The organism is Streptomyces sp. NPDC047079 (genome assembly GCF_040643755.1).
GTDB lineage: Bacteria > Actinomycetota > Actinomycetes > Streptomycetales > Streptomycetaceae > Streptomyces.
On the sequence record NZ_JBEYUZ010000037.1, the window covers coordinates 1 to 17,913 of the forward strand.

The window sequence follows — 17,913 nt, forward strand, 5'->3', positions numbered from 1 at the left end:
CGCAGGGTGCATTCGGCGTCCGTCATCGGCCGCGCCCAGTCGTAGGCCTCCTCGAACAGCTTCTCGCCGGGGCCGCGGACGTGGAAGCGCGGCAGGTCCTTCAGCAGCGGGTGCCCGTCGGGGGCTTCGCATGGGGCGCAGTCCACCGGGTCCTTGCCCAGGCTGCCGGGGTTGTGCTCGGAGTGTCGGCGGCCGTCGGCGTCGGGTTCGGAGGCGCGGGTCGGGGGGTGCAGCGCGGTCATCAGCTCCAGGCCGGTGACGGCGGTGGAGCCGCGTGGCGTCATCACCCGGGACGCGTACACGCCCAGGATCCGGGCGAGTTCCGCCGACGGCAGCTGCGCGGCCGGTCCCCAGTGGCGGGAGTCGAGCGCGTGCCAGGAGGGGATGCACAGCTGCACGCAGTTGCGCTCCGAGCCCTGCGCGGGGCGGTAGATCCGCGCCCATGGCCCGAACCCGCGCTTCGTCAGCTTCCAGTCGGCGCGGGCCAACTGCTTGACGACCTTGTGGCCCTCCGGGATGCGCCCGGCGAGCCGCTCCTCATCCGTGAGGGCGACGGGGAGGCCGTAGCGCTGCAGCGCGGCCTCGGTGAGCACGAGCAGCGGGTCGGCGTCCTTGCCGGGGCCGGACAGCTTCGGCTGCCCGAGCTTCGCCTCCTTCAGCGTCCACTCCACCAGGGACGGGAGGGACTTGGCGGGTACGTCCAGGACCAGGCCGCCGGTGCAGTACGCCAGCACCTGCCCGCCCGCGTCGACGTCGACGACCGCGAGCGGTCCGTTCTCGAAGCGCGGATCGATGTCGCCCGCCGCGGTTCCGGCCGGGGCTGCCTTCCGTGCGCTCGGGCGGCGCGACGTCGACGTGCTCCTGGTGGCGCGCGCCGAGCGCGGCATGGCCTGCTCGGCAGGAGCGACAGCGGTCTGGGTGTTCTCGTGTGCGGTCATGTCCGCAGCCTCGGGGGCCGGGGCTGGGGGCATAGTCCGCTCTGCCGGAGCGGACTCGCCGGTGAATGTGGCCGGCACCGCGGTCGGGGCGGCGGGGGCGGGCGTGGGGTAGAGCTCCGCCAGTTTGTTCAGCAGTCGCGCGTACGCCTCGCGCTCGGGGCCGCGCGGTTCGGTCGGCTTCTTCAGCGACTCCCAGCCGGACACCGTCGCCCGGCGCACCTTCAGCGCGGCGGCCACTTCCTCCAGCGTCAGCCCGTGGGCCTGGCGCAGCCGTTTGCGCTCCTCGGCCGGCGGTAGCGGAGCGCGGGATGCGACCAGCGCGTCGACCGCGTCGAACAACTCGGACATGAAACACCTCCCTGGCCGACAGCCTACCTCGTAAACCGTACGGATTGCGTAATTTTGGCGTACTGATGCCGTACGAATGGCGTGTGTGGTGGCGAGACGGTCCTGGCCAGGCGCTGGCTGGAAACCAGACGCTTTCGGCGACGCGATGAAGGAACTGACGGCGATACGGAAGCAACTGGAACGTCTTGACGATCCGACGGTGGGGCTGACCGCACTGCACGGTGAGGTCACCCAGAGCCGCCTGAAGATCCTCGAAAAGATCGAGGGGGGCGTCATCGGACTGCACGAAGAGAACCGGGAGGTTCGTCAGCGCCAGGACCGGATGATCAGCGACCTGAAACACACGTGGCGATGGCGATCGGCGACGGACTCCTCGTACACGGCGCCCAGGCCTGGCCGCGTGGTCGAGGTCGCCAAGGTCGCCACGCACGGCACCATCCTCGTCGTACGGCGGATCGTCTAGTGGCAGGCGAGGCGGTCGCCGATGCCCGGTGCGGGGTCGTCGGCGTGGCAGTACAGCCGCATCCGCACCCAGCCCCGGCCGTCCGGGTTGAGCGGAACCCTGTAGCGAGGATCCCGGCCAAGAATTGATGCAATCAATCCGTCCAGCAATACACCTGCGCGCACTCACCAATTTCCCGTTTGCGGGTGATTAGTTCGACCAAGCTATGAAGAATGGCGGAAGCGGCAGACCGATCGATGGCCATACCGTCATTCTCTTTCTCGGCAACCCACCACTGAATCAATTCTTCGATCTGGGAATTCGAGGCGGAAGCTAGCGCTTCTATCAGGTCATCAGAAATAGCGAAAATTGCCGGACCTTCCTCAATCTCCGCGATCACTTCGGGAAGGTCCTCCTCGACAAGCTCCTCAAATGAACGACCTCTCAGGTAGGCCTCCCAATCGAGAAGAGCTTCCTCTACGTCGAAGTTGCCGAACCAAGCCATAGGGAATTGGGTACCGGGGCCCGTGTTTAGTACGCCGACTGCATCCTCTCTCGGCGCCACGAAAAATTTTACCGCGTTACTCATGTCTCTCATCCCTCAATCTTCCCGACACACTGAGGGCCCAGGATGCTGGGTCGCCGGCACTCCAGGGCGGGCGACCCAGCTCACACATGAGCCGAAATTACGGCCCATCGACGAATAGCTCTGACATCATTGCCAGAGAATTCCCACTCCAGGGCCACACCTGGGGCCGTAATCGTAAACATGTTGGCCCCACATCACCTCAGTCGTCAGATCGTACCAGCCAATGCCTGGAACGCTCGTCCCTGTGTTGACCCAGTCCGGCCCTGGCATGCCGCTGGGCGTCGAGAAAAGTTCACTAAGCGCCGGATCGTTATCAGTCAACTCCTTCACCCGGCGATCAAGAATATTTCCCTTTATTGTGTTGGCCCGGGATGGCCTACGGGCAATCCTTGTGAGGTCCTTTGCAGAGTACCCAATGGCCCCCGATTCCCATTCAGAAAGCGCCTGGTTCGTGTACTTGAGTAGACGCGAGGCCAGTGCGTCTGGCTTGTCGATCGTCATTCCACCTACATCGACAACACGAGCTCCGCAGTCGGCGCAGACTGCGCCTTGGGCAGCGTCGTCCCTACCAGCACCCGTAGTCGGCGCCTCCCCGGCGGGGAGCGGTACGCAGGTGTTGCCTGCGGTCCAGTCGGCGGCTGGGTTGCAGTACGCGACACCGGTGTCGGGGTCGAGGAGATTGCCGCCGCCGGTGCACTGGAAGCCGAGGAGGCCGCCGGTGCAGCCGCCGTTGTTGTCCAGGGCGGTGCCGTTGCTCGTGGGCTGGTGGGCGGTTGGGTCGGTGACCCGGGTGGGCGCGGCGCCCTTGGGGTCGAGGGGTTTCGTGTCCGACGGTCCCGTGCCTGGGCCCTTGGTGCCGTTCTGGTGGGGGCTCTCGTTCCCCTTCGGCTGGCCCGACGGCCGCGTGCCCGGGTTCTCCTTAAGACCCATCTTGGCGGTGGGCGGGGGCGGCGGAGGCGGCGCGATGGTGACGTCGCAGCTGCCGTAACCGGCGGCGAGGACGAAGACGCTCCCGACCTCGGCGGCGACGCCCCATCCCGCGGAAAGGCCCCAGAAGGTCCCTCCCGCGGCGGCGCCAGTGAAGAACGAGCCCCAGAAGCTGGGTCCGTCACTGTGGTGACGCATCACCCGCATGCCTGACCCACCGAACGTCCAGCTCAGCGAGGAGCTGATGGAGACAGCTATCTCGCGCTGCGCCGCGGCGATTTCGTCGCCGTAGTCCCGTCCCGGGCTGCGTCGTGAGTGGGGCCCGTTGCTGGATGAGTAGGACGGGTGGTGGTGGTAGCCGCTGGACTCGTTCGCCGGGTGGCAGGCGCTGTTGCCTGAGGGGTCAGCGTTGGTCAGCGGGTCGTCGTTGCCGTAGGCGTTGGCGTTGGCGTTGACGGACGGGACGGGTGGCTGGCTGGTGGCGTCGTGGCTGGTGAAGTCTCCTGTGGACGGGTCGTACCAGCGGGAGGCGGTGGCCACCCGGTGGGAGGCCGGGTCGGTCCAGCCGCCCTGGTAGCCGAGGTCGTGCTGAGTGCCGCCGGTGGCGAGGTTCTGGCCGTAGGGGTCGTAGGCGGTGGAGCCGGTGAGCGTGGTGCCGGTGGCGGTGAAAGTGGCGCTCAGGTCGCCGTGTTGGTTGGTGTAGGCCAGGGCCGCGCCCCCGGGGCCAGCGATGCCGAGGAGTTGTCCGCCCGGTCCGCGGCCGTAGGTTTCGGTTCCGTCGGAAACGACCTGCTCACCGGTGCCGTCGTAGGCGAAGGTGCTGCTGCCGGCAGTGGCGAGGCGGCCGAGGTCGTCGTGGGTGTAGGTGGTGCTGCCGTCCCGGGTCAGCTGGTCGAGAGCGTCGTAGCTGAGGCTCTCGGTGCCTTGGGGGCCGGTCACCGAGGACAGGGTGCCGCGGGCCGTGTAGGCGTACGTCGTCGAGGACGAACCGGTGCTGGCGGTGAGCTGGTTGCGGGCGTTGTAGCTCGCGGTCGTCGTGGTGGATCCGCGCGTAACGCTGGTGCGGTTTCCGGCGCCGTCGTAGCCATAACTCGTGGCGGTCGAGCCGTTGTTCCAGGAGGTCAGGCGGCCCGCCTTGTCGTAGCCGTAGGTGTTGGATGCCGCTCCCGCGATGCCGGTGGTGGTCTGCGCGGTGAGGTGCCCGGCGTTGTCGTAGCCGTAGGAGGCGGATGCTTCAGCGCTGCCGCCGGGGGCGGTGAGGGTGTCGCTGGTGAGGCGGTGCTGGGCGTCGTAGCCGAAGTTGCGGGTCGCGTTGCCGCTACCGCCGTAGGCGATCCCGGTGATTTGGCCGGTGGAGTTGTAGGTGTAGGTGAGAGTGGTGCCGGTGGCCGGGTCAGTGGCCGTGTCGACCTGCCCGTTGGGGTCGTATGTGAAGGTTGCGGTGCCCGCCTTGTCGGTGCGGGAGGTGAGCAGGCCGTCGGAGTTGTAGCTGTAGGTGGCGTTGCCGGAGGGGCCGGAGGCGGTCAGGACCTGGCCGCGGTCATCGTAGGTGTAGGTGTTGGTGCCGCCGGGTGCTCCGGCGGAGGTGAGGCGGCCGTCGGCGTCGTAGCCGAAGGTGCGGCTTTGGGTGGTGGCCTCGGCGCCAGTGCCGGATGTGCCGGTCAGGCGGCCATCGGCGTCGTAGGTCTGGGTGAGGGTGACGCCGCCGGGGCGGGTGACGGTGGTTGGGTTGCCGTTGCCGTCGTAGGCGACGGTCGTGGTGCGATCGGCCGTGTTCGGGAAGGCGCTGGTGCTGGGCTCGATGGTCGATTCGGGCAGCCCGAGCGTGTTGTAGGTGGTGATGGTGGCGTGGTTGTTGCCGTCCGTGTAGCGGGTGGGGTTGCCCGCCGCGTCGTAGCCGAAGCCGGTTGTGATGGTGGAGGTGGAGCTGACCGGTTCGGTCTGCTGGGTCAGTGCGTCAGTGGCGTCGTAGTCGTAGGTGGTGGTGTTGCCATCGGCGTCGGTGATCGAGGTGGGGTTACCGGCCGGATCGTAGCCGTAAGACGTGCTGGTCAGTGTGGTGCCGGAGGTATCCAGGTTCGCGGCGGCGGTCAGGCGTCCGGCGGTGTCGTACGTCTGGGTGGTGGCGGTGCCGTCGGGCAGGGTGGTTTTGGTGAGTCGGCCGTCGAGGTCGTAGGCGTAGTGGGTGGTGTTGCTGCGGGCGTCGGTGGCGGTGAGTTGGTTGCCCGCGGTGTTGTAGGTGGCGGTGAACTTCTCGCCGCCGGGCAGGGTGAGGGAGGTCTGGTTGCCTGCCTCGTCGTAACCGACCGTGGTGGTGGCGGTGGTCGTGGATGGCTGGCGGACGACCTGGCTGAAGGTCAACGGACGGCCGAGGTCGTCGTAGGTGGCCTGGACGACTGCTCCGGTGGGGTCGGTGGCGGATAGGGCCTCGCCGTCGGCGTCGTAGGTGACGTGGCTGGTGGGGGTGGTGCCGCCGACGGCGGGCTGCTGGATCTGGGCCAGGTCGCCGAGTTGGTCGTAGGTGTAGCGGATGGTGGTGTTGTCGGCGTCGGTCGTGGCGGTGAGGCGGCCGTCGGCGTCGTAGGCGGCCGTGGTGGTCGGGGTGAGGGAGGTGGTGGAGCCCGGCGGGGTGTAGGCGTTGCCGGAGACAGCCAGCTGCTCGCCGTCGGCGTCGTAGGTGTAGGTGGTGATGTTGCCGTCGGGGTTGTCGACGGCGGTCTGGTCGCCGAAGGTGTTGTATCCGTACAGGGTGATGGGGTGGATCTGCTGCGGGGTGCCGCCGTTGGTTTCGGCATTTACTGCCGGCGCGGTGATCTGGGTGAGGCGGCCGGCCGGGTCGGAGGTGTAGGCGGTGGTGTAGTCGGCGGCGGTGGCGCCGGAGACGTTGCCGCGTGGGTCGGTGGTGGAGGTGAGCAGGCCTCGCTGGTCGTAGGTGTGGGTGGTGACCAGCGTGCTGGAGCCGTTGTGGACGGTCTCCGCGGTGACGTCTCCAAGGGTGTTGTAGCTGTAGTCGGTCTGTTCGGTGGTTCCGCCGCCCGTCACGGACCGGGAGGTGAGGTTGCCGTTGCCGTCGTGGCTGTAGGAGGTGACGGTGTTCAGGCCGCTGGGGTCGAAGGTCCGCTGGGTGACGCGGCCCGCGGGGTCGTATGTGTACTGCGTCTTGACCAGCGCGTTGGTGTCCAGGTCAGTGACCACGTGCCCGGCGTTGTCGTATCCGTAGACGTGCAGGTACTTGCTGCTGGTGGAACCGTCCGCGTTGTGGAAGTTGCTGAGCGTGCTGGAGTAGAGCCAGTGCGTGAAGTGGTACTTGTAGCTGGTGGTTCGGCCCATCGCGTCGGTGTCCGAGGCGAGGAGGCCGTCCGGGTCGTAGGCGCGCGAGTCGATCACCAGCGGGCTTGCTGTTGAGGGGTTGACCGGGTCGCCGGTGTAGTTGGTCAGCGTGGTGGTCAGCAGTTCACCGGTGGGTGAGTAGCTGTAGCTGTAGGCGTTGCCGTCGGCGGCGGTTTCGGATGCGCGGTTGCCGTAGGCGTCGTAGCCGTAGGTGGTCTTGCGGCCGGCCGGGTCGGTGACCGAGTCGACCTGATCGTGGCTGTTGTACGTCCACGTGGTGGTACGGGAGGTGTTGCCGCCTGTGGTGTCGGCGACCGCCTGCGAGGTGGTGTTTCCGTCGTCGTCGTAGGCGTAGGTCGTCTGGGCGGTGTGGGTGGTGCCGGATACGGCGTCGGTGGTGGCCGGGTCGGTGCGAGTGAGCACGCGGTCGTCGGCGTCGTAGGCGTAGGTGGTGGTGATGCCGTTCGGGTAGGTGTCGGAGACCTCTGTGGTGGTCAGGCGGCGACCGAGCCCGTCATAGGTGTAGCTGGTCTTCAGCCCGGACGGGGCGGTCACCTGGGCAAGATCGCCAGCGCTGTCGTAGGCGTAGCTGGTGGTCTTGCCGTTGGCGTCCTTGGTGGTGGCGACCAGGCCGGCGGGTTCGGTACCGCCGCCGACCGCCACCTCCGTGCCGGTGGTGTAGGTCCTGGTGGTGGTGTTGCCGTCCGCGTCCTTGGTGGTGAGTAGGTGACCGTTAGAAGAGTAGATATAGGTGGTGGCGTAGGTGGTGTCGGACGGACCGGAGGAGCGGGGGTCAGCGTAGGCGAGGGGTTCGTCGTTGCGCGGATCGGTGACGCTGTACGTGCCGTCGGCCGGGTAGCTGTAGTAGCTGGTGAAGCCACCGGGGTAGAAGTCGCCGAGCGTGGTGGACAGCAGATCGCCGCGCGCGTTGTGTGTGTAGCTGGTGTTGTCGCCGTCCGGGCGGATGACGGTGGAGACGAAGCCGTTGGTGTCGTAGGCGTACGAGACGGTGTGGCCGAGGGCATCGGTGGTGGAGAGCAGGCGTCCGCCGTGGCCGGGGTCATATTGGTAGATGGTGGTCTTGTTGCCCGGGTCGGTAACCGTGGCGGTGGTAACTGGCGTGGCCCCGTTGGAGGCGCCGCGAGCGGAGTAGTCCGCGGCGATCGCGTTGTCGCTGAGCTTGCTGACGAAGACGGACGCCTCGGCCAGCGAGCCCTTGAAGTAGCCGTTGGGGTTGTTGGACGGCTGGGCGGGCCAGGAGCCCGACAGGTAGCCGGCGCCCAGGGAGTAGTAGCTCTGACCGGTGTTGTTGAAGTCCTTGCCGGTGCGCTGGTCGGCCTGCTTGCCGTCGAGGTACAGGGCCTGGACATCGTCAGAGCCCATGCTCATGGCTACCTGGTGCCAGGCGCCGTCGGTGACGGTGCCGTCGGACTCTATTGGGGAGAGGTAGCCGTCCCAGAACTGGCCGTACAAGTGGCCGTCGGAGCCGACGTACAGGGCTGGGGTGTAGTTGCCGCTGGGGGTGGTGCCGATGGGGCTGCTCTGGTAGCTGAACAGCACGCCTCCGGCGGTGGTGGTTTTGAACCACAGCTCCAGCGTGACGTTGACCGGCCCGTTCGTGCTGCCGATGGTCGAAGGGGGCAGTTCCACGTAGGAACTGGTGCCGTTGAGGGACGCGGCGGTCTCCGTGCCGCCGGAATACAGGCCCGATGCACCGAGTGTGACGCTGTGGTAAGTAGCGGGGCCGTCGGAGCAGTACCGGACGGCGTTGGCGGTGCAGTCCGCGGTCTCATTGACGGCCTGGCTGCCGGAAGACTCGCCGAGACGCCAGTAGTCACCTGGATCGTTCGCCATCACCGAGTTGCGGTAGTAGGCGCCCGAGCCCTTCGTCGCGGGGTTGGCGAGTTTCCAGGTGCCGCCGTTGGCGTCAGTGATCTGCGATGCCCTGTCGTGCACCGCGTCGTAGGCGGCCGCCATGTGCGTCTTGCCCGAGGGCAGGGTGACGCCGGTCAGTTCGCCTGCGGCGTGGGTGCCGGTCGCGTACTGCTGCTGGATGGCTGGGGCGCCGAGCGAGTGGGTGTAGAAGCCGGCTTCGGCGATCTGGCCGTTGAAGTAAGTGGGGTAGCCGGTGTTGCTGGACGTGCTGTAGTGCGGCTCGTCGGGCCAGTTGCCGCCGAGGAACCCGGAGCCGATGGTGTCGACAGGCTGACTGCCAACCGATATCAGACCGGTCTTGCTACCGACCAGAGAGCCGTCGACGTACAGCGTCTGGGTGTCACCGGCTCCGCTGAGGACGACGTAGTGCCACTTGCCGTCGGCCACGGACGCGGAGGTGGACACCGGGGAGACGCCCTGGCTGTTCCAGAACTCGCCGTACAGCTTGCCGGATGTCCCGACGTACAGCATCGGCGTGTAGTTGCCGGGGGTCGAGGAGTTGCTCAGTGCGTCCTTCTGGTACGCGAACAGCACACCGGCGGACGTGCTGCTCGTCTTGAACCACATGCCCACTGAGACATACGACGCCGACGACAGTAGCCCGTTGGGCAGCGAGACATAGCCGTGGGAGCCGTCGAAGGAGGCCGCGGTGGTCGGCGAGCCAGCCAGCGGTCCCGAAGCGCCGAGGCTGACGCCACTGGAGGAGTAAGTGCCCTTGTCGTTGCCCTCATTGAGGGTCACTTCGCTGGCAGCTGTGGTGCCGGAGGATTCAGCCAGCCGCCAGTACGAGGCCGGGCCGGCGTCCAGTACGGCGGAGCGGAAGTGGGAGCCGGAGGTGTAGGAATACGTGGTGCACGCGGTGGTGGAGGTCGGCGGGCAGACCTTGGTCAGGTTGTCGCCACTGTAGGAGTACGTCCAGGTTTCCGGGCTGCCGCCGCTGGTCGCCGGGTCGGTGGCGACCTGGGTGACGTGGCCGCTGCTCCAGGTGAGATGCAGGGCGCGGTTGCTGGTGGCGTTGGTAACGGTGGCCAGCGTGCCGTCGGCGTTGTAGGCGAGAGTCTCGGCGCGGCCGAGACGGTCGGTGATCTTCGTCAGCTTCCAGGCAGTGCCGGACGACTTACCAAAGGTATAGGTGCTGCCGGACTTGTCCCCCAGCGCCCAGCCCGCGGAGATGCCCGCGACCGGCGCAAGGGTTTCGAACTCACCGGCGGCCGGGGTGTAGACGGCCATGCCAGTGGCGGTGCGCGTGGAGCCGGTAAACGGGGTGGAGATGGGCGGGGGGCCGGAGTGGTACAGGTACTGCACCCCGCTGGACTTGTCGGTGGCCACCAGGTCGGTTCCCGCGTCACCGCTGACCCCGGCCACGGGTGCCAGGTCGCGCATCGTGTTCCAGTTGGTACCGATCTGCACGCGCGAGCCCAGACCGCCCGAGCCAGTACCGGGGTACAGCCACAGCTTGCCGGTGGCGGACTCGATGGCGACGATGTCGCCATGACCGTCGGCGTTGAAGTCGCCGCCGATCAGCTCGGTCATACCGCCCCAGCCACCGGTGCCGATCTGGACACGGGTCCCCAGGGTGCCGCCGCTGCTGATCGGGTAGGCCCACAGGTAGCCGGTGGAGGTCTCGCTGGCGACCAGGTCCTTCTTTCCGTCGCTGCCCAGCGGCGGGGTGACGGCGAGGTTGGACATGCCGGTCCAGCCGCCGGTGCCGATCTCGACGCGGGAGCCGTATCCCCCTCCGGACACACCGGGGTACATCCACAGCGTGCCGTCCGACGGCTTCATAGCGATCAGGTCACCGACGCCGTCGCCGTTGACGTCGCTGCCGGTCAGCAGGTCCATGCCGTTCCAGCCACCGGTACCTACCAGCACCCGGGTCAGCGCCGAGAAGTCCGGTCCCTTGTACAGCCAGAGCTTGCCGGTGGTCTGGTCGACGGCGACCAGGTCGTCGACCCTGTCGCCGGTCTGGTCACCTGTGTCGGCGATCTTGTTGAGTTCGAAGCTGTTCTGGCCGAACCGCTCCTGCCGGCCGTCCGCGCCGGTCACCACGATGTCGCCGGAGGTGTCGTTGTCCGGCTGGACGCTCATGTCGTACCGAGATGACCAGCCCGAGCCGAACAGCAGGGACGTGCGCGGGTCCAGTGAATTGTAGGTGCGGGACACGTCCAGCGCCGGTCCCGCCGTGGCCACCGCGGCGTCGGTGGCCGCCGTGGTGTAGTCGCCCACCTGCGGGTCGAAAGCACGTCCGCTTTGGTTGCGCGCCGCCGAGCCGAGGTGAGAGGTGATCAACGGCTGCGGGACCGTCGTGGAGAAGTACGCCGGATCGGACCAAGCACTCTGGGCGTCGCCGTCGCTGTCGGCCACGACCCAGGAGTAGGACTGGTTCCAGGCGAGCTTGCCGACCGGGACGGTCCACTGAGTGGTGCTCACCCAGCCGGAGTCCGCCACCAGGGACGGGGAGCCCGATGCGGAGTTGGAGTAGACCTGGTAGTCGTAGGTCAGCGCGTTGCCCGGGTAGTTGTCCGGGTCGTGGCCGCTTGCGAACAGCTGCGGGGAAACGGAGCCGACCACTGCGTTGGAGGGCGGTGAGGTCGAGTCGATCTGCGGCGGGGTGTCCGCAGAGGTGATCTGCGCGCATGTCTGCGGCACGTTGTAGGTGGAGTAGAACGACGTGCCGCTGGTCAGCATGTCCCAGCACACGTAGTACTGGCCGGGTGCCAGCGCCGGCAGCGTGCCGGTCATCGTGATCGTGGAGTTGGGGCTCACTGAACTCGGCACGTACGTCTTCGTGGCGTTGGTGCTCACCTTCGACCAGGACGTGGTGTAGATGTCGGTGGCCAGCTGCGTGCTGGAAGTCGACCAGGAGGTCGTGCCGCGGTTGGTGAGCGTCACCTTCATCGAGCCTGTGGTGCTCGCCGTGGGCTCGGTGTACGTCTGGTTGGGGATGGAGTAGTCGGCGCCGTAGGGGCTGTAGGTGACCGACAGGTACGGCGGGTAGGAAGAGTGGACCGAGGCGAACTGCTTCCAGGCCGCCACCACCGAAGTGTCAGCCGTCAGCGCAAGGCCCCGGTTGGTTCCGCCGTGCGCCCAGCCCTCGAGCAGCTTCACTCCGGCCGCACTGGGGTTGTCGCCGATGTCGATCCCGTGCCAGGAGGAGCCGCCGCAACTGGCCCCGGCTTCGAAACTGGCCGACCCGATCGTCGACCCGTACGACAGGCCCGGGTAGTCGGCAATGGTGCCCACGTTCCAGGAGCTGGTGATGCCGTGGACGTAGACGGGTTGCGCGGTGCAGCCGCCGGACCAGACGTCGTCCAGGTACAGCGACGCCTTCTCGATATAGTCGTTCTGGAAGGTGGACCCGAACGACGAGAACAGCAGGTAGCTGTTGGCCTTGTGGGTGCCGCTGTCGTAGGAGCCGACCTTCAGGGTGTCGTCGGTGGAGAAGTTGATGTCGTACGGGGTCTCCACGTACGTGCTCGATGCGGCGTTGAGGTTCGTCGGGTCGACGGTCACCGGGAACACACGGTCCGCGGAGCGCAGCCAGGAGTCGTCCAGCGACACCTTCAGCGCCGGGCTGCCGTCAGAGGTGGTGGTCAGCGAGTACGTGACGCCGGTGGAGATGGCGCCCTCGCCGGAGACGTGGTCGACGTGGGCGTCCTCCATGAAACCGTGCGGAATCGTTTCACGCACTGTGCCGGAGCCGTCTTTGAACACCACGCTGCCGTTCGCGGCCAGCGACGGAGTCAGGCCGGTCACGTGCAGCGGGAAGACCCAGGTGGTCGGGGCCTCGCCGGAGTGCAGGGTCAGGGTCTCCTTCACCCCGGATGCGGTCGCCGTGTACGTCACGTCCGACTGCTTGACGATGCCCGGATAGGTGATCGAGCTTCCCGAAGCCTGGCCCTGGACAGCGGCCGCACCCTGCAGGCCGTAGCTGACCTGCTCGCCATGGCCGGGGCCGTACGTCACCAGCGCCGGATCGTCGCCGGTTGCCGCGAAGCGGGCCGAGGGGGCGTCTGCTTTCTCCTGCCACGCGCCGTCGGAGCCCTGGGCCAGCGTGGTGTCGATGTCGGCCCACGAACCGTCCGCCGTGCGGTAGTGGACGGGACGGCTGTAAACGCGGGCGGTCAGCGTGCCGTCCGGGTTTTGGAACACCGAGGTGGTGGCTGTGCGGTCTTTGGTGACCTCCGGGCCCGCGGCTGTGGGGCCCGGCAGGTGAGCGTCGCCATGGGCGGAGGAGGACAGGGAGTGGTGGGGGAGCGTGCGGGCGCGCACTGCGGCAGGCGGTGTCGTCCGCTTGGCGCTGAGCTTGCTCTTCGGGCCGGTGAACGACAGGTGCGGCTTCACCGACCGGTTCGGAGTCCGGTCGGCGGGCAGCGCTCCCTTCACCGCAGCCGGCTTGTGCCGGCTGGCGGTGGAGAGGACCGGGCCGCCCCTTGTCAGCGCGGAGCCGGTCTGGTGGCGCAGCCCGGCGGCGGAACCTGTCCGCTGATGGGGCAGCACCAGGGAACCCGATTCTTGGGCCTGCTCGCTGATGACTGCCTCGGCGGGCTGCGTCGCCAGCACCATGAGAAGCACGGCACTGACCGCGAGCGCGATCCTGCGCAGCCAACGCCGCGGCACGCCACTTGCGAGGGAGGCGTTGACGAACGCCAATCTCCTCCCCACATCAGACGACACGCGGACCGGACGGCGTCTCATCGCAGAACCCCCACAGGCACGACGCAGCAACGCCTCTCCTGTGGAGGCGCAGCGCCCATGTTGTAGCGGCGACTTGACGGTTGATCAAAAATTCATCAGCACCGCCCGACGGCCAGGCAGCAGCGGCCACGCTGACCAGTACGGCTACGGCCTGGTCAACCCGCTGGCTGCTCTGCGTTCACCCGTCACCATCAGCGGCAGTGCCGCCAACCCGCTCCTGTCGGCCCGCCCACTTGGCAATCACACCGACACCGGTATCGGATGGCTCATCGGCATCAGCGTGGGTGGGGCAGTGGCTCTGACCGCCACGTCGGCATGGATAGTCATCCGGCGCCGCAAGGCCCCTCCCGCCAAACGGACGAGCCCGGCTTCCACGCCGTCACGCGGCGCATCACGTCCCGCCGGCAAGTCGAGCAAGAAGAAGCAGAAAGCCCGAACCTGACAGCATGGAAGGCCCGGCCAGTCAGGCAGCGGACTACCTTCAAAAACCAGTCCTGGAGCGCGCCCCGTGATCCTCCCTTTCAGCCTTCACAACCGCTCTCCAAAGGCGCGGCTGATGGCTGCCGCAAGTGCACTGACCGCCGTCGGCTTGCTGGCATGGCTTGCCGTCGCGCTGCTCACCGACCATGCGACTCCGAAGGTTGTCGCCGACAACATCTCAAGGAATTTCCGCGTTTGCCTGATCAATGGCCAGCATGACTCGGATACGGCTCGGACCGTTTGGTCAGCCCTGCAGAAATCCGCTTCCGGTGCCGCCATCAACGCAGAGCACATCCAGGTCCCGAACAAGGACACGACAGCGCCCCTGCCCTACGTCAACAGCCTTGTGCAGCGTCACTGTGGACTGATCATCTCCGTGGGTCCCGATCTGCACAATGCCGTGACTGCAGCCGCCCGGCACAACCCCCATCAGCAATTCATCACCATAGGCCCATCCATCAAACTGCCCAACGTCCAGACGTTTTCACCGGCCGACCAGCCAGCCATTATCAGTGCGGTCCAAACGGCCGCCCGACCGCGGTCGCCGCACCGATCGTGAGCATGCGGGAGTCCGGCTGACTGGTCCCCTTCGGGCGCCGCTGAACACCATGCAAATGCGGCTGCGGCCGAACTGGGCGCGACCACGGCGGCTACCTCGTCGACTCCGCGCCCCGGCCAGGGCCAAACCGCAAGCCTGGCAAGGCCAGTCGGCGAGCAGCTTCAGGCAGCCGGGCCTGGCGTGGAGGCTTGGGCCTCAAGGCCAGAGCGCACCGCTCACCTACAAACCGGGCTAACTGCTCACGGCCGGTCAGTTCAGCCCCAACTTGGCAAGAGTGCGCACAGCGCGACGGCGGGCAGCACGCTGTCCTCGGGCAGGTGCAGCAGCACCCGGCCGTCCGCCGTGACGGTGTGCGCGCCGACGAGTTCCTCCCGGCCGCCCTCCGTGGTCACCGCGCAGGACCACGCGGCGGCCAGCACCGATCGGGCGCGCTCCGCCGCGGCGGGCGCGGCCGTCCAGGCATGACGGTCACCCATTCCCAACCTCCTTAGGTAAGCCTTGCCTAACCTAGCGGAGATCGGGGTGCACGCCAACCACGCCTCGGCGTCGGGCGGACAGGGCACCCGAGCGTCCTTCAGGGCGCGATGACGCCCCACAGCGCGCGGGCGCACAGGTCACGCACCTGGTCCCGGGACAGGTCGGCCCCCCTCAGCCACTCCAGGCACACGGCCGTCGTGAAGGCCAGCCAGCCGCGGACGGCGATCCTCAGGTCGGCCCGCCCCCGGGTGAACCTGGCGAACTCGGGGTCCCCGTCCAGCGCGGCCAGGATCTGGTGCTCCTGCGCGGCCAGCGACCGCTGGTAGACCCTCCGTACGGCCTGGTCCCCCGCCGCGTCGGCGCGGTGGAAGGCGCGGAAGCCGTGCGCGTGCTCCTCGACGTAGGCCAGGAAGGTGTCCAGCGAGGCGGCGAGCTGGTCGCGCACCGGAACCCCCGGCACGACCTCCGTGATCCGGAGCATCCGCTCGCTCTCCCGCTCCACGATCGCCGCGAAGAAGTCCCGCTTGGTCGGGAAGTAGTGGTACAGCAGCCCCCGCGAAACCCCGGCGATCTCGGCGACCTGCTCGATCCACACGTCGTCGTAGGGGTTCTCGGAGAACAGCCGGGCCCCGACCGCGAGCAGCTGCTCCCTGCGTTCCCCGGTGCTGAGCCGGCGGCGCGTGCGCTCCCCCTGGTTCGCGGCCATGACCGCACTCTACTTGACGCCGGTTCAACGACGGGACGAGACTGAAAGCGCTATTGAACCGACGTACAACATGCTAGTTCACCCTGCTCTGTCCGGGCTCGACCCGCGTTGCCTCGAGGGAGATGGCGTCATGGCGGAGACGACGGCGACCGCGCTTCCGAAGGGTTTCCGCGGCGCGGAACTGGGCTGGCCGCAGCTGGACCGCATCCCGCACCCGCCGCACCGGCTCCCGTTCATCGGCGATGTCCTCGGCGCCGACCGCCGCAGGCCGCTGCAGGACTCGATGCGCTACGGACGCCTCCTCGGCCCCGTCTTCCGGCGGAAGTACTTCAGCCGGGAGATCGTCTTCGTATGGGGCGGGCGCCTCGCGGCCGATCTCGCCGACGAGTCGCGCTTCGCCAAGCATGTGGGCCTCGGGATCGCCAACCTCCGGCCGATCGCCGGGGACGGGCTGTTCACGGCGTACAACGAGGAGCCCAACTGGCAGCTGGCGCACGACATCCTGGCACCCGGCTTCAGCCGCGAGGCGATGGCGGCCTATCACCCGATGATGCTGGACGTGGCCGAGCGGCTGCTGGGCCGCTGGGACGCGGAACAGGCGGGTGGCCGTGCCGTGGACGTGCCCGGGGACATGACCAAGCTGACGCTGGAGACGATCGCGCGGACCGGCTTCGGCCATGACTTCGGCTCCTTCGAGCGCCCCCGGCCGCATCCCTTCGTGACCGCCATGATCGGCACGCTCACGTACGCGCAGCGCCGCAACGCCGTTCCCGGACCGCTGAGTTCGCTGCTGCTGCGCGGTGCCGCCCGTCGCAACGAGGCGGACATGGCATATCTGAACCGCACGGTGGACGAGCTGGTTCGCGCCCGACGCGCCGGCGGCGGGGACGGCGACCTGCTCGACCGGATGCTGGAGACCGCGCATCCCCGGACCGGGGAGCGGCTGGCCCCCGAGAACGTCCGGCGTCAGGTGATCACCTTCCTGGTGGCCGGCCACGAGACGACCTCGGGGGCGCTCTCCTTCGCCCTGCACTATCTCTCGCGGCATCCGGACGTGGCCGCGCGCGCCCGGGAGGAAGTGGACCGGGTATGGGGCGACGCCGCCCGCCCCGGCTATGAGCAGGTAGCCAGGCTGCGGTATGTGCGCCGGACTCTGGACGAATCCCTGCGCCTGTGGCCGACCGCCCCCGCCTATGCGCGGGAGGCGCGGCACGACACCGTACTGGACGGCGTCCATCCGATGCGCCGGGGCGCTTGGGCACTGGTCCTGACGCCCCTGCTGCACCGGGATCCGGAGGTGTGGGGGTCGGACGCGGAGCGGTTCGACCCCGACCGGTTCGAGGCGAGCGCGGTACGTGCGCGGCCCCCGCACACCTTCAAACCGTTCGGGACGGGGGCGCGGGCCTGCATCGGGCGGCAGTTCGCGCTGCACGAGGCGACGCTGGTACTGGGGCTCCTGCTGCGCCGCTACGAGCTGCGGCCGGACCCGGCCTACCGGCTGCGGGTGGCGGAGCGGTTGACGGTGATCCCGGAGGGGCTGCGGCTGCACCTCGACCGCCGCCCCGTCCCGCCGCGTACCCCGGCGGCCCTCACCGACAGACCGTCACCGGCGCGCTGCCCAGTGACCGGGGCGCGCGACTGACTCCGGGAGCCTGGTGCCCGCGCTGCCCCGGGCCGCGTTGATCTGGGGCTGGGTCAGAAAGAGGGCACCGGTCAGATCGGCGTCGGTGAGGTCCGCGTCGCGCAGGTCGGCGCCGATGAGATCGGCGCCGCGCAGATCGGCGCCCGTGAGGTCGGCGGCTATGAGGTAGGCGCCGCGCAGACCGGCGCCGCGTAGATCGGCGCCCTTCAGCCGGGCGCCGATGAGGTCGGCGCCCCGCCGGTCCCTGGTGCGGCGCCCCGACCCCGACCGCGCCAGCTCGCTGGCGCGCAGCAGCAGTACGTTGACCTCCTGCCGGTGCGCCGCCACATCCAACTGCCCCAGTTCTTCGGGGGTCTGGCGAGTGAGCCGCTCGGTCTTTGCCAGGATGCGGCGCAGTTCGCCGTGAACGGGACGCGCGGCGGGCAGGGTGAGCGCCTCGGTCATGTACCGCAGCAGTTCGTGGAGTTGACGCACCACGGGGAACACGTCGAACATCCGCCGTGCGTGCTCCGGGCCGCCCGACCTCCAGTCCCGCCCGCCGAAGGTGACCTGGGAGACCTTCTGTCCGGCGCCGAAGCAGTCGTAGACCGTGCAGCCGGGGAAGCCGCGCTGCCGGAGCTCGGCGTGGACGCCGCAGCGGAAATCGTCCCGCAGGTTCCGGCAGGCGGTCCCGGCGTCCTTGTCGATCGCGAAGTCGGCCGAGCGGGCGAAGGGCAACGCGACACAGCACAGGGCGAAGCAGCGGGCGCAGTCGGCACGCAGGTCGGCAGGGTCGGCGGGGGTGACGTGCATGACGGTCACCCTAACGGCCCGGGTTGTCGCCGCAGCAACCGGTTTCGGAG

At 68.3% G+C, this 17,913-nt stretch carries 9 protein-coding genes and 1 pseudogene; 4 read left to right on the forward strand and 6 right to left on the reverse strand.

Annotated elements, in window-relative coordinates:
- Positions 1 to 1,286 (reverse strand): helix-turn-helix transcriptional regulator (locus ABZ823_RS28425; RefSeq protein ID WP_361665711.1); only part of this gene is annotated, 1,286 nt, incomplete at its 3' end.
- 145 nt (positions 1,287 to 1,431) lie between these two features.
- Between ABZ823_RS28425 and ABZ823_RS28430 the strand changes: the two genes are divergently transcribed.
- The gene (locus tag ABZ823_RS28430; protein ID WP_361665712.1) at positions 1,432 to 1,749 is read left to right on the forward strand and encodes a hypothetical protein; all 318 of its coding nucleotides are present in this window, start codon (positions 1,432 to 1,434) and stop codon (positions 1,747 to 1,749) included.
- Positions 1,750 to 1,882: 133 nt separating this feature from the next.
- Here the strand turns inward: ABZ823_RS28430 and ABZ823_RS28435 are convergent, their stop codons facing one another.
- Both ABZ823_RS28435 and ABZ823_RS28440 read right to left on the reverse strand, forming a co-directional pair.
- A complete protein-coding gene (locus tag ABZ823_RS28435; RefSeq protein ID WP_361665713.1) occupies positions 1,883 to 2,317 on the reverse strand; it encodes a hypothetical protein in 435 nt (144 codons plus the stop codon).
- Between the two features lie 126 nt (positions 2,318 to 2,443).
- Complete coding sequence (locus tag ABZ823_RS28440; protein WP_361665714.1) at positions 2,444 to 13,162, reverse strand: LamG-like jellyroll fold domain-containing protein; 10,719 nt, start codon at positions 13,160 to 13,162, stop codon at positions 2,444 to 2,446.
- Positions 13,163 to 13,280: 118 nt separating this feature from the next.
- On the opposite strand from ABZ823_RS28440, the gene ABZ823_RS28445 reads away from it, so the two are divergent.
- Both ABZ823_RS28445 and ABZ823_RS28450 read left to right on the forward strand, forming a co-directional pair.
- Positions 13,281 to 13,649 (forward strand): hypothetical protein, encoded by a 369-nt coding sequence (locus ABZ823_RS28445; RefSeq protein ID WP_361665715.1) that lies wholly within the window; start codon positions 13,281 to 13,283, stop codon positions 13,647 to 13,649.
- A 66-nt stretch (positions 13,650 to 13,715) separates the two neighbouring features.
- Positions 13,716 to 14,246, forward strand: coding sequence for a hypothetical protein (locus tag ABZ823_RS28450; protein ID WP_361665716.1), 531 nt, complete (start codon positions 13,716 to 13,718; stop codon positions 14,244 to 14,246).
- Between the two features lie 275 nt (positions 14,247 to 14,521).
- Here ABZ823_RS28450 and ABZ823_RS28455 read toward each other — a convergent pair.
- Together ABZ823_RS28455 and ABZ823_RS28460 are read right to left on the reverse strand one after the other, a co-directional pair.
- A pseudogene (locus ABZ823_RS28455) lies at positions 14,522 to 14,722 on the reverse strand (DUF2470 domain-containing protein); the annotation flags it as partial.
- A 98-nt stretch (positions 14,723 to 14,820) separates the two neighbouring features.
- Positions 14,821 to 15,429, reverse strand: coding sequence for a TetR/AcrR family transcriptional regulator (locus tag ABZ823_RS28460; protein ID WP_361665717.1), 609 nt, complete (start codon positions 15,427 to 15,429; stop codon positions 14,821 to 14,823).
- A gap of 130 nt (positions 15,430 to 15,559) precedes the next feature.
- Between ABZ823_RS28460 and ABZ823_RS28465 the strand changes: the two genes are divergently transcribed.
- On the forward strand, positions 15,560 to 17,071 hold the full coding sequence (locus ABZ823_RS28465) for a cytochrome P450 (RefSeq protein WP_361665718.1): 1,512 nt from the start codon (positions 15,560 to 15,562) through the stop codon (positions 17,069 to 17,071).
- Here the strand turns inward: ABZ823_RS28465 and ABZ823_RS28470 are convergent.
- Positions 17,033 to 17,863 (reverse strand): pentapeptide repeat-containing protein, encoded by an 831-nt coding sequence (locus ABZ823_RS28470; protein ID WP_361665719.1) that lies wholly within the window; start codon positions 17,861 to 17,863, stop codon positions 17,033 to 17,035. The genes ABZ823_RS28465 and ABZ823_RS28470 overlap by 39 nt on opposite strands.
- Between the last annotated feature and the right edge of the window lie 50 nt (positions 17,864 to 17,913).

Bases quoted from the DNA above. Each gene is read 5' to 3' on its own strand.
- ABZ823_RS28430 (WP_361665712.1), top strand. From the start codon at position 1,432: ATGAAGGAACTGACGGCGATACGGAAGCAACTGGAACGTCTTGACGAT.
- ABZ823_RS28435 (WP_361665713.1), bottom strand. From the start codon at position 2,317: ATGAGTAACGCGGTAAAATTTTTCGTGGCGCCGAGAGAGGATGCAGTC.
- ABZ823_RS28460 (WP_361665717.1), bottom strand. From the start codon at position 15,429: ATGGCCGCGAACCAGGGGGAGCGCACGCGCCGCCGGCTCAGCACCGGG.
- ABZ823_RS28465 (WP_361665718.1), top strand. From the start codon at position 15,560: ATGGCGGAGACGACGGCGACCGCGCTTCCGAAGGGTTTCCGCGGCGCG.
- ABZ823_RS28470 (WP_361665719.1), bottom strand. From the start codon at position 17,863: ATGCACGTCACCCCCGCCGACCCTGCCGACCTGCGTGCCGACTGCGCC.